26 protein-coding genes are annotated in these 25,555 nt (G+C 69.8%); 14 read left to right on the plus strand and 12 right to left on the minus strand.

Annotated elements, in window-relative coordinates; translation table 11 throughout:
* Positions 1 to 3: 3 nt before the first annotated feature.
* Positions 4 to 489, minus strand: a complete 486-nt coding sequence (locus J4030_RS14190) for an NUDIX hydrolase (protein ID WP_179483375.1) — start codon at positions 487 to 489, stop codon at positions 4 to 6.
* 66 nt (positions 490 to 555) lie between these two features.
* On the opposite strand from J4030_RS14190, the gene J4030_RS14195 reads away from it, so the two are divergent.
* The 4 genes from J4030_RS14195 to J4030_RS14210 all read left to right on the plus strand — a co-directional run bounded on the left by J4030_RS14195 (position 556) and on the right by J4030_RS14210 (position 5,264).
* Positions 556 to 2,058: a CCA tRNA nucleotidyltransferase gene (locus J4030_RS14195; protein WP_307864707.1), complete on the plus strand. Its 1,503-nt coding sequence runs from the start codon at positions 556 to 558 to the stop codon at positions 2,056 to 2,058.
* Positions 2,059 to 2,326: 268 nt separating this feature from the next.
* Positions 2,327 to 3,541, plus strand: a complete 1,215-nt coding sequence (locus J4030_RS14200) for a cytochrome P450 (RefSeq protein WP_208049885.1) — start codon at positions 2,327 to 2,329, stop codon at positions 3,539 to 3,541.
* Positions 3,538 to 4,692, plus strand: coding sequence for a glycosyltransferase family 4 protein (locus J4030_RS18575; RefSeq protein ID WP_208049886.1), 1,155 nt, complete (start codon positions 3,538 to 3,540; stop codon positions 4,690 to 4,692). The genes J4030_RS14200 and J4030_RS18575 overlap by 4 nt, the downstream gene beginning before the upstream one ends.
* Positions 4,693 to 4,712: 20 nt before the next feature.
* Positions 4,713 to 5,264 (plus strand): GNAT family N-acetyltransferase, encoded by a 552-nt coding sequence (locus J4030_RS14210; RefSeq protein WP_208049887.1) that lies wholly within the window; start codon positions 4,713 to 4,715, stop codon positions 5,262 to 5,264.
* 99 nt (positions 5,265 to 5,363) lie between these two features.
* On the opposite strand, the gene J4030_RS14215 is transcribed toward J4030_RS14210, so the two are convergent.
* Positions 5,364 to 5,873, minus strand: a complete 510-nt coding sequence (locus J4030_RS14215) for a hemerythrin domain-containing protein (RefSeq protein WP_208049888.1) — start codon at positions 5,871 to 5,873, stop codon at positions 5,364 to 5,366.
* Positions 5,874 to 5,903: 30 nt separating this feature from the next.
* On the opposite strand from J4030_RS14215, the gene J4030_RS14220 reads away from it, so the two are divergent.
* Positions 5,904 to 6,428 (plus strand): DUF2867 domain-containing protein, encoded by a 525-nt coding sequence (locus tag J4030_RS14220; protein WP_208049889.1) that lies wholly within the window; start codon positions 5,904 to 5,906, stop codon positions 6,426 to 6,428.
* 89 nt (positions 6,429 to 6,517) lie between these two features.
* On the opposite strand, the gene J4030_RS14225 is transcribed toward J4030_RS14220, so the two are convergent.
* Both J4030_RS14225 and J4030_RS14230 read right to left on the minus strand, forming a co-directional pair.
* The gene (locus tag J4030_RS14225) at positions 6,518 to 7,411 is read right to left on the minus strand and encodes a patatin-like phospholipase family protein (RefSeq protein ID WP_243763373.1); all 894 of its coding nucleotides are present in this window, start codon (positions 7,409 to 7,411) and stop codon (positions 6,518 to 6,520) included.
* 125 nt (positions 7,412 to 7,536) lie between these two features.
* Positions 7,537 to 7,755, minus strand: coding sequence for a biotin/lipoyl-binding carrier protein (locus J4030_RS14230; protein ID WP_179483365.1), 219 nt, complete (start codon positions 7,753 to 7,755; stop codon positions 7,537 to 7,539).
* Between the two features lie 170 nt (positions 7,756 to 7,925).
* On the opposite strand from J4030_RS14230, the gene J4030_RS14235 reads away from it, so the two are divergent.
* Both J4030_RS14235 and J4030_RS14240 read left to right on the plus strand, forming a co-directional pair.
* Positions 7,926 to 8,789, plus strand: coding sequence for a hypothetical protein (locus J4030_RS14235; protein WP_208049891.1), 864 nt, complete (start codon positions 7,926 to 7,928; stop codon positions 8,787 to 8,789).
* Positions 8,790 to 8,848: 59 nt separating this feature from the next.
* Positions 8,849 to 9,490, plus strand: coding sequence for a TetR/AcrR family transcriptional regulator (locus J4030_RS14240; RefSeq protein ID WP_208049892.1), 642 nt, complete (start codon positions 8,849 to 8,851; stop codon positions 9,488 to 9,490).
* A gap of 92 nt (positions 9,491 to 9,582) precedes the next feature.
* Here the strand turns inward: J4030_RS14240 and J4030_RS14245 are convergent, their stop codons facing one another.
* Positions 9,583 to 10,662 carry an inositol-3-phosphate synthase gene (locus J4030_RS14245; RefSeq protein ID WP_208049893.1) on the minus strand — a complete coding sequence of 360 codons (1,080 nt, stop codon included), beginning with the start codon at positions 10,660 to 10,662 and terminating at the stop codon, positions 9,583 to 9,585.
* A 2-nt stretch (positions 10,663 to 10,664) separates the two neighbouring features.
* On the minus strand, positions 10,665 to 11,327 hold the full coding sequence (locus J4030_RS14250; protein WP_208049894.1) for a PadR family transcriptional regulator: 663 nt from the start codon (positions 11,325 to 11,327) through the stop codon (positions 10,665 to 10,667).
* Positions 11,328 to 11,654: 327 nt separating this feature from the next.
* On the opposite strand from J4030_RS14250, the gene J4030_RS14255 reads away from it, so the two are divergent.
* The gene (locus tag J4030_RS14255) at positions 11,655 to 12,095 is read left to right on the plus strand and encodes an OsmC family peroxiredoxin (RefSeq protein ID WP_208049895.1); all 441 of its coding nucleotides are present in this window, start codon (positions 11,655 to 11,657) and stop codon (positions 12,093 to 12,095) included.
* An 81-nt stretch (positions 12,096 to 12,176) separates the two neighbouring features.
* On the opposite strand, the gene J4030_RS14260 is transcribed toward J4030_RS14255, so the two are convergent.
* The 3 genes from J4030_RS14260 to J4030_RS14270 are packed head-to-tail and all read right to left on the minus strand — an operon-like array spanning position 12,177 to position 17,332.
* Positions 12,177 to 14,987 (minus strand): bifunctional YncE family protein/alkaline phosphatase family protein, encoded by a 2,811-nt coding sequence (locus J4030_RS14260; protein ID WP_208049896.1) that lies wholly within the window; start codon positions 14,985 to 14,987, stop codon positions 12,177 to 12,179.
* Between the two features lie 3 nt (positions 14,988 to 14,990).
* Positions 14,991 to 16,361, minus strand: a complete 1,371-nt coding sequence (locus J4030_RS14265) for an ABC transporter permease (protein WP_208049897.1) — start codon at positions 16,359 to 16,361, stop codon at positions 14,991 to 14,993.
* Entirely contained in the window at positions 16,358 to 17,332 is a 975-nt protein-coding gene (locus tag J4030_RS14270) for an ABC transporter ATP-binding protein (RefSeq protein WP_208049898.1), read from the minus strand. Before J4030_RS14270 ends, J4030_RS14265 begins: the two co-directional genes overlap by 4 nt.
* Positions 17,333 to 17,485: 153 nt before the next feature.
* Here J4030_RS14270 and J4030_RS14275 point away from each other — a divergent pair, with 153 nt between their 5' ends.
* Positions 17,486 to 19,825, plus strand: coding sequence for a transglycosylase domain-containing protein (locus J4030_RS14275; RefSeq protein WP_208049899.1), 2,340 nt, complete (start codon positions 17,486 to 17,488; stop codon positions 19,823 to 19,825).
* Positions 19,826 to 19,855: 30 nt separating this feature from the next.
* Here J4030_RS14275 and J4030_RS14280 read toward each other — a convergent pair whose 3' ends face one another.
* Genes J4030_RS14280 through J4030_RS14290 form a run of 3 tightly spaced genes read right to left on the minus strand, consistent with a single transcriptional unit; the run spans position 19,856 to position 21,722 of the window.
* Positions 19,856 to 20,524, minus strand: coding sequence for a DUF1989 domain-containing protein (locus tag J4030_RS14280; protein WP_208049900.1), 669 nt, complete (start codon positions 20,522 to 20,524; stop codon positions 19,856 to 19,858).
* Entirely contained in the window at positions 20,521 to 21,249 is a 729-nt protein-coding gene (gene gntA / locus J4030_RS14285; protein WP_208049901.1) for a guanitoxin biosynthesis heme-dependent pre-guanitoxin N-hydroxylase GntA, read from the minus strand. The genes J4030_RS14280 and gntA overlap by 4 nt, the downstream gene beginning before the upstream one ends.
* Before the next feature lie 56 nt (positions 21,250 to 21,305).
* The gene (locus J4030_RS14290; RefSeq protein WP_208049902.1) at positions 21,306 to 21,722 is read right to left on the minus strand and encodes a hypothetical protein; all 417 of its coding nucleotides are present in this window, start codon (positions 21,720 to 21,722) and stop codon (positions 21,306 to 21,308) included.
* A 154-nt stretch (positions 21,723 to 21,876) separates the two neighbouring features.
* On the opposite strand from J4030_RS14290, the gene J4030_RS14295 reads away from it, so the two are divergent.
* The 5 genes from J4030_RS14295 (at position 21,877) to rplI (ending at position 25,233) form a co-directional block, all read left to right on the plus strand.
* Positions 21,877 to 23,220, plus strand: coding sequence for a hypothetical protein (locus tag J4030_RS14295; RefSeq protein ID WP_208049903.1), 1,344 nt, complete (start codon positions 21,877 to 21,879; stop codon positions 23,218 to 23,220).
* 219 nt (positions 23,221 to 23,439) lie between these two features.
* A complete protein-coding gene (gene rpsF / locus J4030_RS14300; protein WP_179483352.1) occupies positions 23,440 to 23,727 on the plus strand; it encodes a 30S ribosomal protein S6 in 288 nt (95 codons plus the stop codon).
* Between the two features lie 50 nt (positions 23,728 to 23,777).
* Positions 23,778 to 24,380, plus strand: a complete 603-nt coding sequence (locus J4030_RS14305) for a single-stranded DNA-binding protein (RefSeq protein ID WP_208049904.1) — start codon at positions 23,778 to 23,780, stop codon at positions 24,378 to 24,380.
* Between the two features lie 149 nt (positions 24,381 to 24,529).
* Positions 24,530 to 24,766, plus strand: coding sequence for a 30S ribosomal protein S18 (rpsR, locus tag J4030_RS14310; protein ID WP_013494395.1), 237 nt, complete (start codon positions 24,530 to 24,532; stop codon positions 24,764 to 24,766).
* A gap of 17 nt (positions 24,767 to 24,783) precedes the next feature.
* On the plus strand, positions 24,784 to 25,233 hold the full coding sequence (gene rplI / locus J4030_RS14315) for a 50S ribosomal protein L9 (protein WP_208049905.1): 450 nt from the start codon (positions 24,784 to 24,786) through the stop codon (positions 25,231 to 25,233).
* The last annotated feature ends 322 nt before the right edge of the window (positions 25,234 to 25,555 follow it).

The raw sequence follows: 25,555 nt of genomic DNA on the forward strand, positions 1-25,555 counted from the left end.
TGCTCAGGCTGTTCCTGCGAGGTGCTCCCAAGCGGTGTGGGCGATGCGACGTTCGTTGGGGAAGGTGAGGCGCGCCGCCACGTCCTCCAGCAGGAACCATTGCGCGTCGATCGCCTCGTGGTCGGGGTCGTTCTCGATGGAGATCTCTCCACCGAGCGCCTCCAACAGGTAGTGATGCACCCGCTTGTGGATCCGGAACTGCGGCGTGCTGAACCAATAATCGATCGTGCCCAGGGTCAGCAGGGCGCGACCCATGATGCCGGTTTCCTCCTCCACCTCGCGAACGGCGGTCTCGGTCAGCGTTTCGCCGGGCTCGACGTGACCCTTCGGCAGGCACCACTCCAGGCGCCCGGCGCGGTTGTGCCGCGCGATCAGGGCGATGTAGGCACGGCCCTGGGCCACGTCGATGACGACACCACCGGCCGAGATCTCCTCCACCGCGGGGAGCCGGCGCTGATGCCGACTCGCGGGAAGGGGATACAGCGTCATCTCAGCACTGTAACCACGGGGTGGCACGAATTCGAGCATGTCGCCACGTCGCCTACCCTGGCGGGCGTGGCACCACCGGCATCACTGGAACGTCCCGGCCCGGCCGAGATCTCGCGGCTGCAGGAGCACGCGGTACGTCGGCTGGCGCCGGTCCTCGCGACGCTGCGCGAACTGGGGGAGCTCTTCCAGCGCGAGGGACACCAGCTCGCCCTGGTCGGTGGGCCGGTCCGCGACGCGTTCCTCGGCCGTGATCTGACCGACGTGGACCTGACGACGTCGGCCCGCCCGGAGCAGACCGAGACGCTGCTGACGGCGTGGGGCGCCACCACCTGGGACATCGGCCGCGCGTTCGGCACCATCGGCGGCCGGCGACACGGCGTACAGGTCGAGATCACGACCTACCGCGCCGACGCCTACGACCGGCAGACCCGCAAACCTCAGGTGTCCTTCGGCGACTCCCTGGAGGAGGACCTGCGGCGGCGCGACTTCACCGTGAACGCGATGGCGCTGCGGCTGCCGCAACTGGAGTTCGTCGACCCGTACGACGGCCTCGCGGCCCTGGCCGCGAAGGTGCTGGACACCCCGGCCACCCCGCAGGAGTCCTTCGCCGACGACCCGCTGCGGATGATGCGCGCGGCCCGGTTCACCGCCCAGCTGGACTTCGAGCTGGCCCCGCGGGTGCGGGAGGCGATGACCGAGGCGGCGCAGCACCTGTCGATGGTGTCGGCGGAGCGGGTGCGCGACGAGCTGGTCAAGCTGCTGCTCGCGCCCGACCCGGTCGTGGGCCTGCGGGTGCTCACCGAGACCGGCCTGGCGCAGGTCGTCCTGCCCGAGTTGCCGGCGTTGCAGCTGGAGGTCGACGAACACCACCACCACAAGGATGTCTACGAACACTCCCTGACCGTGCTGCAGCAGGCGATCGCTCTGGAGGGGCCGCGCAGCATCGACGGCATCGGACCGGTCACACCCGTCGCTCGTCCGGACTTGACGCTGCGGCTCGCCGCGCTGCTGCACGACATCGGCAAACCGGCCACCCGGCGCTTCGAGTCCGGCGGTGGCGTCTCCTTCCACCACCACGAGATGGTCGGCGCCGGCCTGGCCCGCAAGCGGATGAAGGCGCTGCGGTTCGCCAAGGAGGAGATCAAGGACGTCACCCGGCTGGTGGAGTTGCATCTGCGTTTCCACGGGTACGGCGGGGGCGAATGGACCGATTCGGCGGTGCGCCGTTACGTGACCGACGCCGGGCCGCTGCTGTCGCGACTGCACCTGCTCACCCGCGCGGACTGCACCACTCGCAACCGCCGTAAGGCGGCGGCGCTCGCGCGCAGCTACGACGACCTGGAGGTCCGGATCGCCTCCCTGCTGGAGCGGGAGAAGCTGGACGCCGTACGCCCCGAGCTCGACGGGAACCAGATCGCACAGGTGCTGGGGATCGCGCCGGGGCCGGTGCTCGGCCGCGCGTACAAGCACCTGCTGGCGTTCCGGCTCGACCAGGGCATGGTCGGCGAGGAGGCGGTGGCAGCGGAGCTGCGCCGCTGGTGGTCCGAGCAGCCCGAATCCTCCGGCTGAGGACGACGCGAGCCCGGTTCGCGGGCAACCTGAGCGCCGCACGTCGGTGGGGCGCGTAAGGTGGCTGCGCCTCAGGACATCTGAGCAGAGCACACGAACCCCGGACGTCCGGGGCCCTGGTCGACGCGAGTGCGACCGACAACGCGGTAGTGGCGAGCGCTTGAGACGCCGATGGGAGAACAGGTTCTTGGTGCCCGGGTGGCTGCGACGGACGGTCGCTCGCAGAGTGCTGAGGACGTCTGCGTCCCGGCGGTTCGGGCTCTCTGCGGTGACCGTGCTCCCGAAGAAGTTCCTCATGCCGCTGCGGCGAGAGGGGCTCGACCCGATGCCGCGGCTCGCCCAGCAGCGGGCTGCGGAGCCGGTCACCAGGTTCGGGCGCGTCTTCGGCATCACGCTGTGGCTCGTGACCGGGTACGAAGAGACCCGGCGGGTGCTGGACGACCGAGACAGCTACAGCACCGACATCCGTCCGTTCATGGGTGCCGGCTCGTCCACCGACATCGGCGGCCTCGGGTTCACCGATGCGCCCGAGCACACCCGCCTGCGCAAGATGCTCACCCCGGAGTTCACCGGTCGCCGGATCGCCGCGTTCCTTCCCGACGTCGAGCGGATCGTGCAGGAGCAGCTCGACCGGCTCGAGGCGCAGGACGGTGTGGTCGACCTCGTGTCCGATTTCGCCTTCCCGGTCCCCTTCGCGATCATCTGCGAACTGCTGGGTCTGCCGGTCGAGGAGCGTGAGCGTTTCCGCGAGCTGGGCCGCACGCGCTTCGACGTCAACGGCGGCGGCCAGGGGACGTTCGGTGCGATGTCCGACACCCAGGACTTCCTGCTGGAGGAGGTGCGTAGGCAACGGGTGCAGCCGGGGCCCGGGCTCATCGGCAACATGATCCGAACGCACGGCGACCAGATCGACGACGTCGCGCTGGCCGGACTCTGCGACGGTGTCTTCACCGGCGGATACGAGACGTCCGCCAGCATGCTGGCCCTCGGCGCGCTCGTGATCCTGCAGCGCCCCGACGCGGCGGCCCTGGCCCGCGACGACGCCGGCCTGGACAGGCTGATCGAGGAACTGCTGCGCTACCTGAGCGTGGTGCAGATCGCCTTCCCCCGCTTCGCGTTGGACGACATGGACCTGTTCGGGCACGACGTCGCGAAGGGCGATGTGGTGATCTGCTCGCTCAGCGGGGCCAACCGGGACGCCTCGTTCGGGGCGGACTCGGAGATGTTCAGCACCGACCGCGAGCGCCAGTCGCACCTCGCCTTCGGGCGAGGCATCCACCGGTGCGTGGGCGCCGAACTCGCACGGATGGAGATGCGCGTGGCATTCCGCGCATTCGTCCGCCGGTTCCCCGACGCCGTACTCGCGGCCGAGGCCGGCAGCCTGGACTTCCACGACCTGTCGATCGTGTACGGCGTACGGTCGCTGCCCGTGCGGCTGGGCGCCACCGTCTCATCGCACGCAAGGTCTGAGGTCGCACAGTGAGAATCGTCCATGTCGCCGACTCCTTCCCGCCCGATGTCGGCGGGATCGAACGACAGGTGGAGACCCTGGCACGCCGGCAGACGGCGGAGGGTCACGACGTCACCGTGATTACCGCGGTCGCCGAGAAGGGGACCGTCGACCGGGAGGTGTCGGTGGCGCGCGCCGCCGAGGGCCGCTGGCTGACCGTGGCCTTCCCGTGGCGCAACCACGCGATGGTCGCGCAGATCCTGGACAGCGCACCGGTCGACATCGTGCACGCCCACTTCACCGTCGTCTCGCCCCTCGCGATCTTCGTCACCCGTGAAGCGTCGCGTCGGGGGATCCCGGTGGCGATCACCGTGCACTCCCTGTGGTGGAAGGTCGCCATCGCGACGCGCGTGTCGACCCTGCCGTTCGGGTGGGGACGGATGCGCGCGGCATGGTCGGCCGTGAGTTCGGTCGCGGCCGAGCACGTACGACGCACGCTGCTGTCGGTGGACGAGGTGTCGGTGCTTCCCAACCTGGTCGACACCCCGTGGTGGGTGAACCCGCGACCCGTGCCGGCCGAGGAGGCCGGACAGCGCGAGGTTCGCATGGTCCTGGTCGGCCGGTTGAAGAAACGCAAGCACGTGGACGAATTCCTCGATGCGCTCGCGGAGGCTCGCAAGCAGGTCCCGCCCGACACCCGGGTGAACGTGAAGATCCTCGGTGACGGTCCCCGACGTACGGACCTCGTGAACCAGGTGCAACGACTCGGCCTGACCGACTGGGTCGAGTTCCTCGGCTACCACCCGTCCGAGGACATCAGGGCCCTCTTCCACGAGAGCGACCTCTTCGTCGCCTCGTCGCGGCAGGAGGCCTTCGGCATCGCCGCACTCGAGGCCCGGTCGGCGGGGCTGCCCGTGATCGGATATCACCCCAACGGGCTGTCGGACTTCATCACCGACGGGGTGGACGGCGTCCTGGTCGCCGACGGCGCCGCGCTGGCCGACGCGCTCGCCATCCTCGTCGGACAACCGGACGAGCTGCGCCGGCTGCGCGTCAACGCGGCGACCCTGCCCCCCCGGGTCCGCCCGGTGGACGCGGTGCGGGCAGAGGCGGCCCTCTACGAACGGGCTCAGGCGATGCACCCCGAGCGCCCGAGGCCGGCCCTGCGGTCCGTGTCGCGCTGACCGACGACGACCCCTCCGGAATGTCCGGTACGTCCGGGCGGCCTGCGTCGATCCTTCTGCAGACCGAACGGCTGATCCTGCGTCCCCGCGACGTGCAGGAGGCTGCGGTCTACCGGCGGCTGTGGACCGAACGCGACGAGCGGGTCCCTGCGCACCGCCGTATCGATGCCCAGGGACACCCGACGATCGAGGACATCGCCCGCGGAATCCGCAGGGAGCAGGACGACGAGCGACCCGGCCTGCTGGCGGTCGAGCGCAGGAGTGCGGGCGACGTGATCGGGTACTGCGGCCTGGTCTTCCACGGGAACGGCGCCCCCGAGGAGCCCGAGCTGGCCTACGAGCTGTTGCGTCACACCCACGGGTGCGGTTACGCGACCGAGGCTGGTGCCGCCGTCCTGGACTGGGCGAGGACGGCGGGCTATGACCGGGTGTGGGCGACGGTGCGCGCATGGAACGCAGCCTCGCGCCGTGTGCTGCAGAAGCTGGGGTTCATGGAGACCGGTCGGGTCGAGTCGGACGCCGTCCACGGTGACAGCCTGCTCACGGTCCGAGATCACCGGACGCGTGGCTGAGCCGCTCGTCGTCGAGCGGAGGGGTCCACTCCCGAGTGGAGGGGACATTACCGCTCCGCTCGGCGACGAACCCCTCCGCTCGATGGGGACGTCCGCGGGTCAGCTGTTCTCGTCCACGTAGTCCTGCGGGTCCTTGTCGACGACCGGTACGCCGGTGACGTTCTCGGCCTCGTACACCGCGAACTTCACGGCGATGTCGTGGCGGGTCTGCAGGTCCACGTGCTGCCGGAAGTCCTTGAGGCCCTCGTGCTCCTCCTCGCCCATGTGCTCGTCGTTGGCCTCGCGGGCGTCGTTGACGCCCTTCCACCATTCCTTCGAGCCGACGGCCGCGTCCCGCGCGGCGAGGATGCCGTCACGGATGTCGTTGTGGTCGCCGATCGCGTCCTTGGTCTCGGCCACCTCGCTGGTGTCGCGAAGGCGCTCGCCCAGTGCGAGCAGCTCGGGGTAGAAGTAGATCTCCTCGGCCTGCGCGTGGACCTCGAGCATCGCCTCCAGCCGGGTCCAGAGGGCACCGAGCGTGGTCGTGTCGGCCGGGTCCACGTCGTCGAGCATCGCGAACATGCGCCGTTGCTCGTGGTGGTCGGAAAGAATCAAGTCGCAGATGTCCACGCGTGCTCCTCATTCGGGATCGGGTTGATCATGCTAGGCATGCTCATGGCCGGTCACGGATCAGTGCGTCGCCTGAGGGGCGTCGAAGGGGCGGTCACCGACCGCGTCCAGACGCGCGACGGGTGGGTCCAGGGGTTCACGGTCCCGTTGCCGCAGAACGACGTTCGATCAAGTGAGCAACTGGCCCGGGTGATGTTCGAGGGTGCACCCGCCCCTGTGCGTCAACTCCTGGTGGCCGGTTGGCGGCTGGGATTGGGCCTGCAGCTGCTGCCCGGCACGTCGCCTCACTCGCTCCTCGGGTGGGCCGTCACCAGCAGCTCGCACGACCAGGTCGTCCTTGCGGCGCAATCACGTCTGATCTGCGCGGTCAAGGTCGTCCGCAGGGTCGGTCCGGACCTGGTCGCGACCACCTCAGTGCGCTACGAGTCCATCTGGGGCCGCGGCGTCTGGGCAGTCGTTCTCCCGTTCCACCTGCTCATCGAGCCCCGGCTGCTGGCCCGAGTCGTGCAATCTCCTGGGTCGGAGCGCGGGGCCCGAGGCGAGCCGCACCACTGATCGGGCCGGGTCGCAAGGGCAATCGGCGCAACGCCGGCAGCGAGCGTGCGCGCGAGCTGCGCTCGCAGGTCTCGTAGCTGCGCCGGGCGTCAGCGCCAGAATTCGCCGAGCCGGTCCGCGAGGAAGTTGCCCTGTGCCTGGCCCGCCCTGGCCGCGGCCGGGCGCAGCGAGAGATCCATCGCGTTGGCGCCGAACATGTGCGCGGAGTCCGGGTCCGGGAAGATCGTCTCGACCCGGCAGCCGTGCGCACGCAGTTCCTCGACCTGCGACGCGAGGTGCATGCCCCACTCCAGTGGATGGCGCGATCTTCCGCCGAACGGCGACAACACGAGGACACGCGCATGCCCGGCGGCCAGATCGGCGTTCTCGTTGCGTCGATAGCCGCCGTTGATGTACGAGGCGCCACCGATGCGGTAGGGCGGGACGCCGAAGCCGTTGGATGTGCTGGCGGCGACGGCGTCGACCAGGTCGATCCCGCTGTCCTTGTCGAACACGACGGGTTCGCCGGTGCGGGCATCGACCGCCGGGATGCGCAACAGACGTTCTGGCCACAGCTGATTCGGCAGCCGCGCGGCGACGACCGTCCTCCACTGTGCCGGTTCGGCACCGCCTGAGGATCCGGCCGCCTCGAGAGCAGCCGCGCCCATTCGGCGGCGCATGTCCGCTGCATCCGTGGCGGCGTCGATGACGGCGCTCGTTCTGTCCATGTGATCCGGGGACGGCCCGGGCCGAGCAGGTCCACCACCGGCTCCGAGCGAGGTCCTCGGTGGGCGGCCCGCGGGGGCGAGTATGTCGGCCAGCAGCATGATCGGGGGTACCCCGCTGGTGACTTGCGCCGCGGCGGTCGCACCCGCCGACGTCCCCACCGTCAGGTCTGCCCCGGTGACGTCCACACCGGCTTCGGCGAGGCCGGCGACGATCCCGATCTCCCACGCGTTGCCGACCGATCCGCCGCCACCCAGCACCAACGCTCGCTCGCACATCCCAGGGACGCTATGCACGCGCTGCATCGGCGACAACCGAGTTTCGATCGCATCACCGGGGCGTCGCGCCGCCGTTCGGGCCACGCTGCGCCATCGCGGTGCGATGTCCGAATGCAGCTCGCACCTCAGCTGAGGACGACGAGGATCTCGCCCTCCTGGACCACGTCGCCGGGTGAGACCCGCACTGCCGCAACGGTGCCCGCGACCTCACTGAGTACCGGGATCTCCATCTTCATGGACTCCAGCAGCACCAGCTCGTGGCCGATCTCGACGTGCTCGCCGACCTCGACCTGCACCTGCGCGACGTTGGCGACGAGGTCGGACACGACTTCCTGGATGGCCATTCGCCGATGATGTCACTCGCACAGGACTACCCGCGCGTAGGGCGGGTGCCCGCTGTCTCCCGTTCGCACGTCCCCCCGGGCACATGACAAACGGCACCGCACAGGGCCGCGGGTCGGCGTACCGTCGAAACAGGAATTCGATGGTGCTCTTCGCGGGAAAGGTGGCGGTCATGGTGGACGCGGTCACGGGTGCGGGTCTGGTGGCGGTCGAGGTCGCGGCGGGGGTGGGGACCGCGATGTACGCCGGGACGGCGTTCGGTCGTCGCCCGGAGACGGTGCGCCGTTCGGTCGTGGTGATCCTGGTGCTGTGCGCCCTGGCGATGCTCGGTGCCGGGTGGGCGGCGGACGCGGGCGCCGGAATCTCGCTCGCCGCGTTCGCCACGGCGATGTGGGGCGCCCTGCCGAAGGTGGGCCGACGGCTGGTGGTGAGCGCTCTCGCGATGGTTGCTTTCGCGTTGGTCGGTGCTCACTGGGTGTTGAATCCGTTCGCGGTGTTCATCACCATCGCGGCGGTGAGGCTGCTCGGCCACGGCGGTCGCGGCTGCAGCGGTGCGAGCCGGAGCGCTGACCGCCACGAGCAGACGCGCCGTCCTGTCGACCTGCGCAAGGAACCCGTCGCCCCGGCCCCGGTTCCGAGTCTGGCGATGTACCTGTTCGACGAGCGGGTGCCCGCGCAGGCCCGCGACCGGATCCGGTCGATCAACGAGCGCGCGCGGGCCGCCAGTCAGTACCTGCACCAGCAGGGTCGCGGTGCCGCACTGGACGCGATCGAGGTGGAACGCATCCGTGACGACTACGCACCGGGGGCGGTCCGCGGATACCTGGCGCTGCCGCCCTGGTCCGCGCAGGGCACCGTGTTGTCCGACGGCAAGACCGGGGCCGAGTTGCTGATCGACCAGCTCGATCTGCTGGAGCAGCGGTTGCGGGCGATCCAGGAGTCGGTGGCACTCACCGGCGGCACGGAGTTGCTGACCCACGGGCGGTTCCTGAAGGACCGCTTCCCGGAGCACGGTGAGGACGACCTGCGGATCTGACCGCCGTCGTACCTGTCGGCGACGACCGCAGGCCGGACGGCCCGAGCGAAAGGCCGAGCATGGCGCGCACCCGCCCGTACCGGGAACAGACCCGGCGCAAGGTGCTCGACGCGGCCTACACGGTCTTCGGTGAGCGGGGCATCGCCGGCACGTCCTTGGAGCAGGTGGCCGCCGCGGCGGGACTGACCAAGGGTGCGGTCTACTCCAACTTCCGGTCCAAGGACGAGCTGGTGCTGACCCTGATGGAGGAGCACGCGGCCGATCGGATCACCAGGAGCCTGCAGGCCCTGCAGGACGACCTCACCCCGACGCAGGTCGCCCAGCAGGTCGGGGTCGTCCTCGCACAGGAGATGCGCGCGGACGCCGGCTGGCACCGGTTGCTGGCGGAGTACGCCGCCCTGGCCCGCCGCGACCCGGACGGTGCCGAGGGTCTGCGCCGCAGCCGCCGCGAGATCCGTGACGCCGTTGCGGGGGTGCTCGACCGGCTCGTCGAGACCTTCCCGGTCACCCTGCCCATGCCGTCCGCCGACCTGGCGATCGTCGTGCTGGCCCTCGGCAACGGGCTGGCGCTGGAGAGCGAGATCGAGCCCGATGGGGTCCGCGACGACCTGTTCGCGCGGGTGCTCGGGATCATCGCCTCCGACGTGGTCACGGTCGTGAGCGAGACCGCACCCGCGGCGGACGACGTCGCTGCCGGCTGACGCGGCGTACCGGCCCGATCCGGCAACGGCACGCGGAAGGCCGCGCCCCCCTGTGTGGGGGACGCGGCCGACCGGTCGAGCAGGTGAGTCGCTCAGCGAGCCTCGGTGCCCTCGATGAAGGCCTCGAGCTTCGCGCGGCCGATCTCGTCGCGACGCTGCTCCGGCGGGGACTTCATCAGGTACGACGAGGCGGACAGCAGGGCGCCGCCGATGCCGCGGTCCTTGGCGATCTTCGCTGCGCGGATCGCGTCGATGATGATGCCGGCGGAGTTGGGGGAGTCCCACACCTCGAGCTTGTACTCCAGGTTCAGCGGGACGTCACCGAAGGCGCGGCCCTCGAGGCGCACGTACGCCCACTTGCGGTCGTCCAGCCACTGCACGTAGTCGCTCGGGCCGATGTGCACGTTGCGCGCGCCCAGGTCGTGCTCCAGGTTGGAGGTGACGGCCTGCGTCTTGGAGATCTTCTTGGACTCGAGGCGGTCGCGCTCCAACATGTTCTTGAAGTCCATGTTGCCGCCGACGTTCAGCTGGTAGGTGCGGTCCAGCACCACGCCGCGGTCCTCGAACAGCTTCGCCATCACGCGGTGGGTGATGGTCGCGCCGACCTGGGACTTGATGTCGTCGCCGATGATCGGCACGCCCGCGTCCTCGAACTTCTTGGCCCACTCGGGGTCGGAGGCGATGAACACCGGGAGGGCGTTGACGAACGCGACGTTCGCGTCGATCGCGCACTGCGCGTAGAACTTGTCGGCGGTCTCGGAGCCCACGGGCAGGTAGGACACCAGGACGTCGGCCTTGGAGTCCTTGAGGGCCTGCACGACGTCGACCGGCTCGGCGTCGGACTCGTCGATGGTCAGCGCGTAGTACTTGCCGATGCCGTCGAGGGTGTGGCCACGCTGCACGGTGACGCCGGTCGGCGGCACGTCGGCGATCTTGATGGTGTTGTTCTCCGAGGCGCCGATGGCGTCGGACAGGTCGAAGCCCACCTTCTTGGCGTCGACGTCGAACGCGGCGACGAACTCCACGTCGTTGACGTGGTACTCACCGAACATCACGTGCATCAGACCGGGCACGACGTGCTCGGGGTTTGCGTCCTTGTAGTACTCGACACCCTGCACGAGCGAGCTCGCGCAGTTACCGACGCCAACGATGGCGACGCGGATGGATCCCATGATCACTCCTTCTTGTCCTGCGCCGGTCCGGCCAGCAGGTCTGTGTGGTCCTCGGCCGAAATGGCCTGCGGTGTTGTGCGGGCGGGCGTGCCGTACGCCGATCGCTCTGTCTCGATCAGCTCCGACAACCACCGCACCTCACGCTCGGTGGAGTCCAGGCCGTGCCGTTGCAGCTCGGCCGTGTAACTGTCCACTCGCTGGCGTCGCGTCGCGCTCGCGGTGCGCGCGTCGTCCAGCCGTTCCTCCAATCGACTGCGCCGGCCCTCCAGGATGCGCAACCGCACGTCGCGGCTGGCGCGCCCGAAGAAGGCGAAGTGCACATCGAAGTTCTCGTCCTCCCAGGACGCCGGGCCCGTCTGGGACATCAGCGTCTGGAACTGTTCCTTGCCCTCGGCGGTCAGCTCGTAGGTGATCCTGGTGCGCTTCTTGCCCGCACCGAGCTGACCGAGCTGGCTCTGCTGGCTCGGCCCGTTCTCCTCGTGTCGTTCGTTGATCCAGCCGCGCTCGACCAGCGAGCGCAGACACGGGTAGAGCGAACCGAACGACACCGCACGGAAGGCACCGAGCACACCGGACAGCTGCTTGCGCAGCTCGTACCCGTGCAGCGGGCCCTCGTGCAACAACCCCAGGACGGCCAGCTCGAGGATCGCGCCACGTCGTGACATGGGTTGCTCCTCTCGTGCTCGGATGCCCCGGTCATCGCCGTTCGGGGTCTACGCGAGCTGCGAGATGAACGGCGGGTGACGTCGGGATGTCGTCAGGGGGTCGTACCACGGAAGAGTACACCGTCGATGTATCGAGTCGATACATCGCCGCAAACATCGGCGAGCCGCGGTCGTCGCCCGGCCCACGGTGCGCTTCAACCGATCACGCGCGGCGAGCGTGACGCTGTCGTAACGTTCGAGGCGAGCGGTCGACAGCCTCGCCACACGCCGCCATCGAGCGCCCGCAGATCAGATCGCCCCCACGATCCCCCCACAGGAGAAGAGCAGATGCCGACACGTAGCGCACGCACAGGTTGGACCGGGACCCTCGAGGAGGGGTCGGGCAAGGTCGAGTTGACCAGCTCCGGGATCGGGACCTACGACATGTCGTTCCCGAAGCGGGCGGCGGAGTCCGCGGGTGGCACCACCAGCCCCGAGGAACTCATCGCAGCTGCCCACTCGGCCTGTTACGCGATGCAGTTGTCCGCGGTGATCGCCGAACAGGGCGGCACCCCGCAGGCCCTGGACGTGACGGCCGACGTCTCCCTCGGCCCGGATTCGGCCGGTGGTTTCAAGCTCACCGGCATCGCGCTGAAGGTGGTCGGCGAGGTCGAAGGCTTCACCGACGCCCAGTTCCAGGACGCGGCGAAGAACGCCAAGGAGACCTGCCCGGTCAGCAAGGCGCTCACCGGCGTCGACATCACCCTGGATGCATCGCTCGAGAGCTGAGCACCCCCGAGCACGACCACGGCCCACCGGATGCGATCCGGTGGGCCGTGGTCGTGCGTTCAGCGGTAGAGCCGCGCTGCGTCAGTCCTGCTCGGAGCTCGGGATGTACGCGCCGGGCACCTGCGACGGGGCGTAGATCTTCGAGTCGCCCGGGTAGGGGGTCTTCCAGTCGTGCGTCTGGTACCAGGTGTAGCGGTTCATCTGCTCCGGGTCGGCGTAGTCCGGGACGGCGGAGTCACCGGTGAAGTGCTGCTTGGCCCGCCACGACTGCCACTGCGCCGCGACGCCGCGCAGCGCGGCCGGTATGGCGGTCACGGCCGCCTCCTGCTGGGTGAGCCGCATCGCGGCGGCACCCTTGCGGCCCAGTGTGTCGTTGCCGCAGGCGGGCGCCGTGGTGACACCCTCCGTCAACGGCACCTGGTTCGGCACCGCCGTGAACGGCTTGTAGTTGGGCTTGTTCGTGAACGCGCCGTACATCGGGGTGGCCGCCGCGAGCTTCTGGTTCAGCGGCTGGGCGCCCAGGATCTGCTGGATCGTGCGGCCCACGGACAGCTGTGAGTAGTAGGTGTCGTCGACCTTCCCGTGCAGAGACCAGGGGCTGATGACCTGGACCGGGGCACGGTGCCCGTCGACGTGGTCGACACCGTCCTGGCTGTCGTCCTCGACCACGAAGATCGCCGAGTCCTTCCAGTACTTGCTGTGCGAGATCTCATCGACGATCCGACCGACCGCGAGGTCGCCGTCCGCGACCTGGGCCCGCGGGTCCGGCGCACCGCCGGTGTGGTCGCTGGAGAGCCAGAACGTGTTGAGGTTGGCCGGACCCCGCTTCTCGAACTCCTGCTTCCAGATCTGGTAGCGGTACTGGTCGGGGATGTCGGTGTCGAACTTCGGGTAGTCGTGGTCGGTGATCTTGTTCAACGACGGGATCGGCGACTCGGTGTCCTGCTTGATCGACGGGTCGGTCAGCACGCTCGGGCTGCCGCCGTTGTCGACGGTCTTGCTGGCGCAGTAGTACTTCTGCCAGGTCGCGCCGGCGGGCTTGGTCTCGAACTGGGTGAACTCGCCGTAGTTGCGCACGGTCTTGCCGGCGGCCTGCGCCGAGGTCCACAGGAATCCGGAGCGCTGGTGGCCGAGGACGTCGTCCTCGGTGTCGTAGCTGCGCTCGTACTCGCCTGCGCTGGACTCGGTGTACTCCGGGTTGTCGCCCTGCATGAGCCAGTTGTGGCCCTCGGCGGAGTTGGTGCCGATGTCGTAGAGGTTGTCGTAGAGACCGAACTGCTTGGCCAGCGCGTGCTGGTTGGGGGTCACGGTCTTGCCGAACTGGGCGTACGACGGCTCGCCGTTGCCGCGGGGGTCGTCGCCGTACACCTGGTCGTAGGTGCGGTTCTCCTTGACCAGCAGGAAGACGTGCTTGATCGTCGACGGATCTCCGATCCGGGCGGGCACCGCGACCGGCTTGCGGGTGCTGCCCTGGGCCTCCTGGACGTCGTTCTTGTTCCACCCGTTCTGGGCGAAGACCACGCGGGTGTACCTGGCGATCGCCTTGTCCTTCGGCAGCGTGAAACGGGTGAAGGACCCGGTGGTGCTGTGCGTCCCGTGGCCGGTCGCCGGCGTCGTGCCGAACCCCTTGCTGACCGTGACTGCGGGACCCCGCGCGTCGATGCCGCGGGTGTTGGTGACCAGGATCTGCGAGCCGACGGTCGCGATGGTGGCGGGGAAGTAGTCGGTCGGCAGCAGCCCGATCGAGCTCACCGGCTCCTGCGGGGTGCCGCCGTAGCGGTAGACCGCCACCGCGTTGGCGCGTCCCAGGGTCACCAGCAGGTGGCCGTCTGCGGTGAGGGCGATGCTGGTCGGCTCGTACCCCACCTTCGAGGACGGCCCGGGCTGGGTGTTGATCGTCTGCACCACCTTGTCCTTGGAGGTGTCGATGACCGAGACGGTGTCGCTGTTGGTGTTGGCCACGAAGAGCACATTGCCCCGCGCCAGGAGGGCGGTGGGGTGCAGCCCGACGGGGATCGAGCCGACGGCGGCCGACGGCGTGGTGGGGTCGATGACGCTGACGGTGCCGGTCGTCGACGTACCGAGCGTCCCGTTGGCGGGGACGTCGGTGCCGTAGGAGTTGATGGTCGTGTCGCCCGGGCGTGCGGTGCGGCCGCCCTCGTTGCTGACGTAGAGCTTGCCCCCTGCCAGGGCGATCTCGCGCGGCGCGATGCCCACGGCCCAGGTCTTCTGGACGGCGCCGGTGATCGGGTCGAGCGCGACGACGGTGTTCTGTCCGTTGACGGGGACGTAGAGGGTCGAGCCGTCCGCGGAGTACGTCGCCTTGCCCGGCAGCGCGGACTTGGTGCCCACCTTCGCCAGGGGGACCGACGTCGGGGCGCCGAGGGTGCCGTCGGCGTTCACGGGGAACCGGGTCAGACCGTCCTTCTGGGGCAGCCAGAGGAACTTGCCGTCGGGGGAGTACGTCGGGCCCTCCTGCCCGACGGTGCCGTCGGCGAGTGTCTGGTTGACGCCCGCGGCCTTGCCGACGCGCCAGATCACCTTGTAGGTGGACAGGTCCACGATCTGCAGCACCACGTTCTTGTCGGTGCTGGTGGCGGCCACGAACCGCTTGTCGGGGCTCACCGTGGACCCCATGTACTTGCCGTCGGTGGTGAGGAGACGGTCGCCGATGGGCTTGATCACCTGATCGTCGGAGATCTGGATGCCCTTGGAGGACTGCGAGCCGACCTGGTGGTCGCCGAAGACGTTGGTGTTGGCGTAGGCGAATCCGCCGCCCGCGACCGTGAGGACGGTCGCGGTGGCGCCGGCGAGTCGAAGCTGTCGGCCGGAGAGGCCCAGGGAGGGGAAGCGTGAGCGTGCGTCAGTGCGACGGTTGCGAATGACGTGCATGGATCAGCCCTTCGGGGAGGAGGAGAGCAGATCGACGAGACCGTCGACCTGCCAGAGGGGGTTGGGGGAATCGCCGGTGGCGGTGCGCACCGGGAAGTAGCCGTTGACCTCTTTGGGTCCGTCGCCGTCGGCGACGTAGCGCCCGTCTGCGGCGACGTCGAGCTGGTAGGTCGCCGAACCGACGACGACCGCACCCGGGATGTGCCAGGTGACCACGCAGCGCCAGTCGTTGCCCGGGCCGCTGTCCTCCACCAGGGAGCCGCCCTTGTCGCAGCTGGCGGCGGTCCGCAACTGCGCCTCGGTGACGTCCGGGCGGTGCAGCTCGCGGGCCTGCAGCCGGTAGAGATGCGCGTACGACGTGGCGAGCGAATGTTCCAGCTTCGCCTGCTCGATGCCGGAACCGGTCGCGGACGTCGTCGTGGCGACCACCGCGACGGTCAGCGCGGTGACCATCACCAGCGGCAGCGCGCCGGTGAGCAGGGCACGACGTCCGGCGCCGTCGTACGCCAGGTCGGTGAAGTCGCGCCGGATGAACAGGAGGTACGCCAGCGCGGTCGCCGCGACGGTCCAGACGAGGCTGACGATCAGCCCGACCACCAGCGGCCCGGTCTGTGCGGGGCTGGTGAACAGGCCGCGCCAGGCGAGGAACGTCTCGCTCGGCAGGGCCAGACGTACGGCGACCGGCAGCGGGAGGAGCTGGACCAGTTGCAGCAGCAGAGCGAGCAGGGCCGGCATCAGCAGACCCATCGGCGAGCGCCCCAGCGCCACCGAGCCGAGCAGCCCGATGGCCGCGAACGCCAGGGTGGCCACGCTCGCGCAGGCCCAGGCGAGCAGCACCAGTCGTGCGGCGTGCCCGGGCTGCAGGGACAGGCCGTCCAGGCCGACGAGCGGGCGGTTGCCGACCGCCACCAGGCCGCCGGCGATGCTGGAGGCCGCGAGCCCGGCCACCATCACGGCGATCACCGTGATGCTGGACAGGGCCTTGGCCACGAAGATGCGGTGCGGTGATCGCACGGCGATGAGGAGGTAGCGCCAGGTGCCGAGACGGTCCTCGGTCGCGAAGACGTCGCCGGCGACCAGCGCGGTGAGCAGCGGCAGCGCCCACGTACAGCAGAAGCTGAGGACCACCAGCGCGCCGGCCCAACCGGTCGCGAGCATCCAGCGGCCGAAGACGGTGTCGGTGGGCAGCGAGCTCGCCTGGGTCACCGCCGCGACGAAGACGCCCGGCAGGACCCAGCAGGCGACGAGCACGATGCGGGTGCGCCACTGGGCGAGCAGCTTGACCAGCTCGAACCGGTAGACGGAGACGAATCGGGCGGGTCGCGACCGCTGGGCCGCGCCCGGGCGCACCTGCGAGGTGGTGGCCGTGGTCATCGAGCGTCCGTCCTGCTCGCGGTGGGATCGTCCATGTCGTTGGGGTCGGTGAGGGCAAGGAACGCCGCCTCGAGCGGCGGCACGACCGGTCCCAACTCGCGCACCGCGATGCCGGCCCCGACGAGCCGGGCGACCAGCTCATCGAGCTGGGGCACCGGTGCGTGCACGACGAACGAGCCGTCCTCGACATGCCCGGATCCGCTCTCGGGCGGCACGATCTGCAGCCCCGACAGCTGCGCGGCGATCCGTCGGCCGGCCACCGGATCGGAGGTCACCACGCGGTAGTCCAGCTCTCCGCTCTCGGCCGCGAGCTTGCCGACCGGCCCGGTGAAGACCACGCGGCCGGCGCTCAGGATGGTGACTTCGGCGCAGAGTGCGGCCAGGTCGTCCATCCGGTGGCTGGAGACGACCACCGCAGTGCCCTGGCCGGCGAGGTTGCGCAGGACCCGGTGGACATGGCGCTTGCCGGCGGGGTCCAGGCCGTTGGCCGGCTCGTCGAGGACCAGCAGCCGCGGCTGCGTGAGGAGAGCCGCGGCCAGTCCGAGCCGCTGGCGCATGCCGAGGGAGAACCCGCGCAGTCGGTCATCGGCGACGTCGAGCAGGCCGACCTGCTCGAGGGCGTCCTCGACGCGGCTCGCCGCGGCAGCGCCGTACCCGCGCAGGCCGGCGAGGGCGGCGAGGTTCTGCCGAGCGGTGAGCGCCGGGTAGAGACCCGGTCCGTCGACGAACCCGGCCACGCCGTCCGGTACGCCGAGGACGCGCCCCACCGGCGTACCCAGGATCTGCAGCGAGCCCGCGTCGGGCACCGATAGTCCGAGCAGGAGTCCGAGCAGAGTGGTCTTGCCGGCGCCGTTCGGGCCGACCAGGCCGTGCACCTGGCCGTAGGGGATGTCCAGGTCGACGCCGTCGAGTGCGACGACGTCCCCGAAGGTCTGCGTGATCCCACGCGCCCGTACTGCGGTCGTCTCCATGGCCTGGCTCTCCGTGTCGTCGATGCATGGAGAACCTAGGCACACAGGGCAATCACAGCGCGGCATGCATGCGAACAACCGGTGAACTCTGCCGGCCACCGGCCGGGTCTCGGCATGCACCTATCACCTAGAACTGCGGGCTACCCTGCACCGGTGAGCGATGAGGGACCGGTCGGCCCGGTGGACGGTGACTCCGTGCGGGGTCAGGACGGGCGGCAGGCAGGTGGGGGGTCGGCCCGCCCACCACGGGGGCGCGGTCGCCGGCGCCGCGGCCAGCACGGCCTCTTCTTCAAGGTCGTCACCCGCACGATCGTCGGGCTGTTCGCCCTCTTCCTCATCGGCGTCGTCGCGCTCGTGGTGATCTACGAGCGCACCGCGATCCCGCAGCCGGGCCAGGACGCGGGGCGGCAGGTGGCCGTCGTCTACTACAGCGACGGCAAGACCGAACTGGGCCGGATCGGACCGGTCAACCGGCAGAACGTGCAGCTCAGTCAGGTGCCGCAGAAGGTGCAGTACGCGTTCCTGTCGGCCGAGGACCGCAACTTCTACGACAACAAGGGCATCTCGCCGACCGGCATCCTGCGCGCGGCCTGGGCCGACGCGCGCGGCGGCTCGCAGCAGGGTGGCTCCACGATCACCCAGCAGTACGTGAAGAACTACTTCCTGACCCAGGACCGCACGGTCACGCGCAAGGTCAAGGAGATCATGATCTCCATCAAGATCGACCAGAAGTACACCAAGCAGCAGATCCTGGTCGACTACCTCAACACCATCTACTTCGGTCGCAACGCGTACGGCATCCAAGCGGCCTCGCAGGCCTATTTCGGCGTCGACTCCAGCAAACTGACGGTGTCGCAGGGCGCCTTCCTGGCCTCGGTCATCAACGCGCCGGCGTACTTCGACCCGGCGAACGGCGCCGACTCCAAGGCCCGCGCGAGCGCGCGGATGGCGTACGTCTTCGACGGCATGGTCAAGAAGGGCTGGCTGTCCCAGGCCGAGGCTTCGGCGCAGACCTTCCCGGTATTCAAGACACCGAAGCCCGCCAACACCCGCACCGGCTCGACCGGCTACCTGCTTGCGGCCATCGAGAACGAGCTGTCCACGAAGCTGAAACTGACCGGCCAGGACATCGGCCGCAGCGGGCTGCGGATCACCAGCACCATCGACAAGACCGACCAGGCCGCGGCGGTGCAGGCGGTCAAGAACAGCGTCAGCGCGCAGACGGCCAGCACCGACCAGGTGCACGCCGGACTGCTCTCGCAGAAGACCGACGGCGCCGTCGTCGCGATGTACGGCGGGGCGGACTACCAGAAGACCCAGTTCAGCTCGGCGACCCAGGCAGCGGTGCCCGGCGGCTCGAGCTTCAAGGTCTTCGCGCTCACCGCGGCGCAGCAGCAGGGGATCGGGCTCAACACCCAGGTCAGCGGGGCGAACTACCTGCGCCTGCCGGGTGTGGCGAAGCCGATCACCAACGACCGCGGTGAGACCTTCGGCCTGATCAACCTGCGCACCGCCCTCGCCGACTCCGTCAACACGGCGTTCGTGCGGCTCAACGTCCGGCTGGGCAGCGGCAAGACCCTGGCCGCGGCGAAGCTGCTCGGCATCCCGGCAACCGACTCGGGCATGAACACTCCGACCCCGAACGACACGTTGGGCGTGGCGGACGTGCACGTGATAGATCTGGCGAACGCCTACAACACCATCAACGCGGGCGGCGAGCGCACCTCGCCGTACTTCGTGCAGAAGGTCACGAGCGAGCAGGGCGGCTACAGCTACACGGCGCACCCGGACCGCAACCAGGTCGTCTCCAAGGACATCGCGAACAACGTCGCGAGCGCGATGGCCGGACCGATCACCTACCCGACCGGCAGCGCGCACGCGACGCTGCGCGACTTCGGCCGGCCCGCAGCGGGCAAGACCGGCACCGTGGGGTCGGGCGGGAAGTTCCGATCCGCCTGGTTCACCGGCTTCACCCCGGGCCAGCTCACCACCTCGGTGGGCATGTACGCCGGCGACGGCGGCTCGAACACGTCTCTCGCGAAGGCCGGGCAACAGTTCTACGGCGGTGTGGTGCCGACGCAGATCTGGAAGGACTACATGACGATCGCGCTGCGCGGGAAGCCGATCACCCAGCTGCCGAAGGCCACCAACGCGGGATCGGGCAACAACATCCCGACGACGTCGACCACCTCGACACCGACCACCACGACGCCGACCAGCACGTCGACCACGACGAGTCAGCCGCCCACGAGCACCTCGACGTCGACGACCCCGACGCCCACGTCGACGACCACCACGCCGACGCCCACCTCGACGGCTCCGACCACCACGGCCACCACCACGGCACCGCCGACAAGCACCCGGATCGTGGTCCCGACCCCGACGAAGGCGCCCACGGGACCACCGACCCCGGGAGTGCCGACGCAGGGGGCGCCGACCACTCGGGTGGCACCGCCCGCGTCGAGCTCGCCCGCGACGCCGTCGAGCCGATAGTCACCACCAGCGCGCACCGGCGGGACGTGCTCAGCTGACGCGTACGTCGATCGGCGTGCAGTGGCCGTTGTTCGACTTCTCCGCCGAGCACGCGGTCACGCCGGCCAACAGGTCGACCTCGGCGCGGATGGCGAAACGATCGCCGGCCCTGGTGGGTGGCGGGTCGATGTGCAACTCGCCGTCCTCGCTGGTCCACACGTCCATGAAGACGTTCATCGTGGTGCCGATCCGGTCCGGCGGCACCCCGGCCGGCCCGAGGGCGTCACATAGATTCTGGAAGCAGCTGGGGTGCGGTGCGCCGCCGAACTCCGGGTAGAGCACGTCGAAGGTCTGCTGGCTGCAGGGCGTGAGCGTGAGGTCGTGGATGCCGACCGAGTCGGCCACGATCGTGGCGAGCACCGTGCTGCGGTTGCTCCACAACCGGTCGCCGGTGCTGACGTACAGCGTGTTGTTGTAGTCGACGGTGCGCCCGGCCGAGAGGCACTCCTCCGGGTCGGCGGCCGTCACCAGGTAGAGGTCGGCGACCTGTTCGCCGCACGGGTCGACGATCTCCAGCGTCTGCCCGGCCGCGACCGGCACCAGCAGGCCGGTCTGGGGAGGCAGGCGCGTCCAGCCGGGTGCGGGAGCCGACGCGTCACCGTCGTACGGGTGGAACGCCGTGGGCGCCCGGGGGGTGCGAGGGCGGCGGGGGTCGGTCATGAGTGGTCCTTCCGGGCTTCGAACGGAGGCTCCCAGGTGTCGTCGACGGCCCGCCCGGAGTACTGGCGTGCCTCGGAACTGTCGCCGTGGTCCTCGGCCATCGGGTTGACGTCCCCCTGCAGGCGGGTGTCACGGGTGCGGATGGCGGTGCGCATCCGGTCGAATCCGCCGTCCGCGCGCAGGCGCTCGAACTGTGCGTGCAGGTTGAAGACCAGCATCGGCAGGGGCGCCCGGCGGGCGATGCGGGACGCGCCGGGATGCAGGCCGACGATGAAGAACGCGGTGCCGGCGTGGCTGAACGCGAAGTGCGGCTGGGCCGGGTCCTGAGACACCCCGTGCGCCCACGGCTGGTCGTCGCCGTCGTGCAGGGTCTGCAGCACTCCCCACAGCAGCTTCTCGAACCGCGCCTCGGTGGTCGTGGCCGGCGAGCGGAACGCCGCGATCAACGACACGAAGTCCTCGCTGCCCTCGGTCTCCGCGGCGAAGGTGCGCAGGTGGTCGGCGAGCGCCGCGAGGTCGTCGGGGTGGTCCATCTCGTCCAGCACGACGATCGAGGCGGTGTCGCGACGGAAGACCGATCGCGCGCCGAGACATGGGTACTCAGGGTGGGTGACCATCTCGGTCAGGGCGCGTACGACGCTGCCGTCCGGGCCGTTCTCGAGATCGCGCGCGGCGGCGCTGCCGAGCAAGGTGTCCAGCTTGCGCACGGGCGGACGCGATGGCATGTGCTCCACTCTGCCGTACGGATGTTCGGTTTCGCACACCCCGCCTCGGGTGAGGGTCAACCGAATGCCACCCCGCACGCACAGATCAGCAGCAGCACTGCCAGGCCGGCGCGGACCCGGTCCACGCGCAGGAGGCGCCGGGTCAGGACGGGGTCGGGGGAGGCCAGCCGGCCGTGCAGCGGCGCGGCGCCCAGGCCCGTGACCAGGGCCACCCCCAGCGCGAGCACCGCGCCGGCGTACGACCATGGCCCCCGGTCGGCGGCAAGGATCCAGACGGTGGCGCCGGCGAGGGCGAGGTAGACCACTCCCACCAGGGGTGTGATGCTCCGGCTGTGGCGGTCGTGCTCGACGGTCCACCGGTCGGCCGGGACCCGCGCCAGGGCCGGGTAGACCAGGGCCGTGACCGTCGCCTGGAAGCCGGCGTGCAGCGCGGTGGCCGCGAGGAAGCAGGCCGCTGGTGCGGTGATGGTCACGCTCCCGAGTCTGCCCGAATGGTCGGTGGCCGCAGAGGGATCAGCCGTCGCTGATGCGCGCGGGACGTCGGCGCAGGAGGGTAGACCGACCCATCGACGGTCCGGAACCGACATCTCACACGCTCGTGCGGATGGCGCGCGTACTGTTCCCGCCATGCCCGACGATGCGCGACGACTCGTCACGCCGAGCCGGGGCGACGGCGTCGCAGCGGCCGCCACCGAGGTCATCGGCGGCCCGGTCGGCCGGTTCGCCCGGGCCGGTGCCCGCAGCTGGCTGTACGTCGGCGGCGTGCTCTCGTCGCTGGCCAGCGTGCTGATAGCGGTCGGAGTGCTGCAGAAGAACCACTGCGAGCGGGTCGGCTGGGGCGCGCCGGGCGCGTTCTGGCGCGGGTGCTACTCCGATCTACCGGTCGGCGTCGGCGGGCAGGCAGGCGCCACCCCCTGGAGCGCCGGCGGCCCCGGTCACACCCAGCCGGTGCTCACCGCGTTCCTCACCTGGGGACTGCAGCACCTGGTGCCCGGCGGTGGCACCGCGCTGCATCAGCAGCAGATCTTCTACGCGATCTGCGCCGTCGTCATCACCGCGCTCGTCGCCGCGACCACCATCGCCACCGCGTCGATGCTGCGCGACTCGCCGTGGCAGGCCGCGCACGTCGCCCTGAGCCCGGTGCTGATCACCGCGTCCCTGTTGTCGCTGGACGTGCTCGGAGTGGCGCTCGCGACCATCGGGATGGCGCTGTGGATGCGTCGGATGCCCCTGGCAGCGGGAGCGTTCCTCGGAGCCGCGGTGATGGCGCGCACCTATCCGCTGATCATCATCGCGGCGATCGTCCTGCTCGCCACCCGCGAACGGCGTACCTCCGAGGCGATCCGCATGCTGGTCGCCGCCGCGGGGGTCGTGGTCTTCTTCCTGCTCGCCGCGGTCGCGGTCGGCGGTGACCCGCTGGCGCCGTACCGCGCGTGGGGCTCCGCGACGGCGTCGTACGGCTCGCCGTGGCTGGTCTCGGCGATCCTGCGCGTGACGATCCCCCCGACCGCCCTGACGGTGATCGCGCTGCTCGGCTGGCTGGCGGCGCTCCTGGCGGGAATGCTGCGGGTGAGCATGCGCGCGCCCGTCCGGCTCGGCCCGTTGACGTTGATGATGCTGGTCATCGTGATGGTGACCGGCCGTTCCTTCCCCCTGCAGGCGTCGCTGTGGGTGCTGCCGTTGATCGCGATCTGCGCGCTGCGCTGGCGCGAGCACCTGGTCTGGGCGATGGTCGAGGTCGTCTACTTCGTGATGGTGTGGATGTACGCCGGTGTGTCCTCCAACCCCGGCAAGGCGCTCGCGCCCGCGGGGTACGCGGTGTTCTGCGTGATCCGGCTGGTCGCGTACGCCGGTCTGGCGGTCGCGGCGTGGGAATCGGCCGAGGATGTGGACGAACGGATGCGCCCCGTCGTACGCCGCCCCGCGGCCCGCAGCGACGCGGATTTCCGCGCGAGCAGCAGTCCCGCCTAGACTCGGCTGCTGTTCGTCACCTCGCATCCCCTGTGGACAAACTCACGCGCCTGTCGGTGCCTTCGGGCACAGTGGCGTGCCAGGTAGGTCCTTGGTGGGTGACATCGACCGGTTTCGCTCTTGTCGGGCGCGACCGACCGGTGGGGTGACGACGACGCTGCAACCCTCCTGTCACGGAGAGACCGTGACCGCTTGAGACCGAAGGAGGTGGGTTCACTCATGCGTCAGTACGAATTGATGATCATCCTCGATCCCGAACTCGACGAGCGCACTGTCCAGCCCTCGCTGGAGAAGTTCCTCACCGTCGTCACCAAGGACGGCGGCAAGGTCGACAACCTCGACATCTGGGGTCGTCGCCGCCTGGCCTACGACATCACGAAGAAGTCCGAAGGCATCTACGCCGTCGTCACCATGACGGCCGAGTCCGCGACGGCCAAGGAGCTGGACCGCCAGCTCGGCCTGAACGAGTCGATCCTGCGCACCAAGCTCCTGCGCGTCGACGCCTGACGACTCTTCGCACTCGAGAAGCTAGACGACAGGAAGCAGGGAACCACACCATGGCTGGCGACACCGTCATCACAATCATCGGGAACCTCACCCAGGATCCCGAGCTGCGCTTCACCCCCTCGGGTGCTGCCGTCGCGAACTTCACCGTGGCCTCCACGCCGCGGCAGTTCGACCGGCAGAGCAACGAGTGGAAGGACGGCGAAACGCTGTTCATGCGCTGCTCGGTCTGGCGTGACGCGGCGGAGAACGTCGCCGAGTCCCTCACCCGCGGTTCGCGGGTGCTGGTCTCGGGGCGGCTGAAGTCGCGCTCCTTCGACACCAAGGAGGGCGAGAAGCGCACCGTGGTGGAGTTGGACGTCGAAGAGGTCGGTCCGTCGCTGCGGTACGCCACGGCGAAGGTCAACAAGACCCAGCGTGGCGGCGGTGGTGGCTTCGGCGGTAACGCCGGTGGCGGCCAGGGCGGTAACGCCGGTGGCGGGTTCGGTGGACAGGGCGGTGCCTCAGGTGGCGGCGCCCCGGCCAACGACCCGTGGGCCACCGGTGGCGGCTCGGGCGGCAACGCCGGCTCGGGCAACTCCGCGCCGGCAGGCGGCCAGGGCGGTCAGGGCGGCGGCTGGAACACCGGCCCGTCGTACGACGAGCCTCCTTTCTAGGTCACCTTCCCTGCTTCGACCTTCGCTGGCGCCTCGAGTGAGGCACCCACGAGGTCTCCGGTCTCGACGCTTCGTCGTGACCAGTTCATTCATCACCATCCATCCCGAGCGCAGACGCGTTTCGGGCTCTCACGAAGGAGAGCACCACGGTGGCTAAGCCCGTAGTTCGCAAGCCCAAGAAGAAGGCCAACCCGCTCAAGGCGGCGAAGGTCGAGAACATCGACTACAAGGACACTGCGCTCCTGCGCAAGTTCATCAGCGACCGCGGCAAGATCCGCGCCCGCCGGGTGACCGGAGTGTCCGTCCAGGAGCAGCGCCTCATCGCCACGGCCGTCAAGAACGCCCGTGAGATGGCGTTGCTGCCCTACTCCAGCTCGGCACGCTGAGCGGAAAGGGACCAGACATGAAGCTCATCCTCACCCACGAAGTACCCCAGCTCGGCGCCGCAGGCGACGTGGTGGAGGTCAAGGACGGCTACGGCCGCAACTACCTCCTCCCGCGTGGCTTCGCCACCCAGTGGACCAAGGGCGGCCAGAAGCAGGTCGAGTCGATCACTCGGGCCCGCGCCAGCCGCGCGGTCAAGAACCTCGAGGACGCTCAGGCGCTCAAGGTTCGCCTGGAGTCCTCGACTGTCACCCTGCCGGTCCGCGCGGGCGGCTCCGGTCGGCTGTACGGCGCCGTCACCAGTGGTGACATCGCCGACGCGGTGAAGGCCGCCGGTGCCGGCTCTGTCGACCGTCGCACCATCCAGGTCACGACGCCGATCCGGTCGCTCGGTGCCCACGCTGTGCAGGTCCGCCTGCACCCCGAGGTGCAGGCCGACCTGAAGTTGGACGTCGTCGCCTCGGCGTGACACCGCACGCAGCTTGGAGGGAAGGCCCCGGGACTCGGTCCCGGGGCCTTCTCCGTTGTGTACGTGCCCACCTCACCTGCTCGCAATGGCCCGCGCAGTACTCGAACGGCTCCCGCAGCCGGTGGGGACGCTTGTCAGGGCCCGCGCGGTGCCTCAACGGGGTCCCGCCGTCGGTGCGCCCGCCTGCCCCAACCACTCGTTTGGGCCCGCTCGGCCCCCAACGGCGCCTGGACACCGTCCTGACAACTCGTTTGGGCCCGCTCGGCCCCGAACGGCGCCTGGACACCGTCCTGACAGCTCGTTTGGGCCCACTCGGTCCCCA

The organism is Allobranchiibius sp. CTAmp26 (assembly GCF_017565405.1).
In the GTDB taxonomy this organism is placed as follows: domain Bacteria; phylum Actinomycetota; class Actinomycetes; order Actinomycetales; family Dermatophilaceae; genus Allobranchiibius.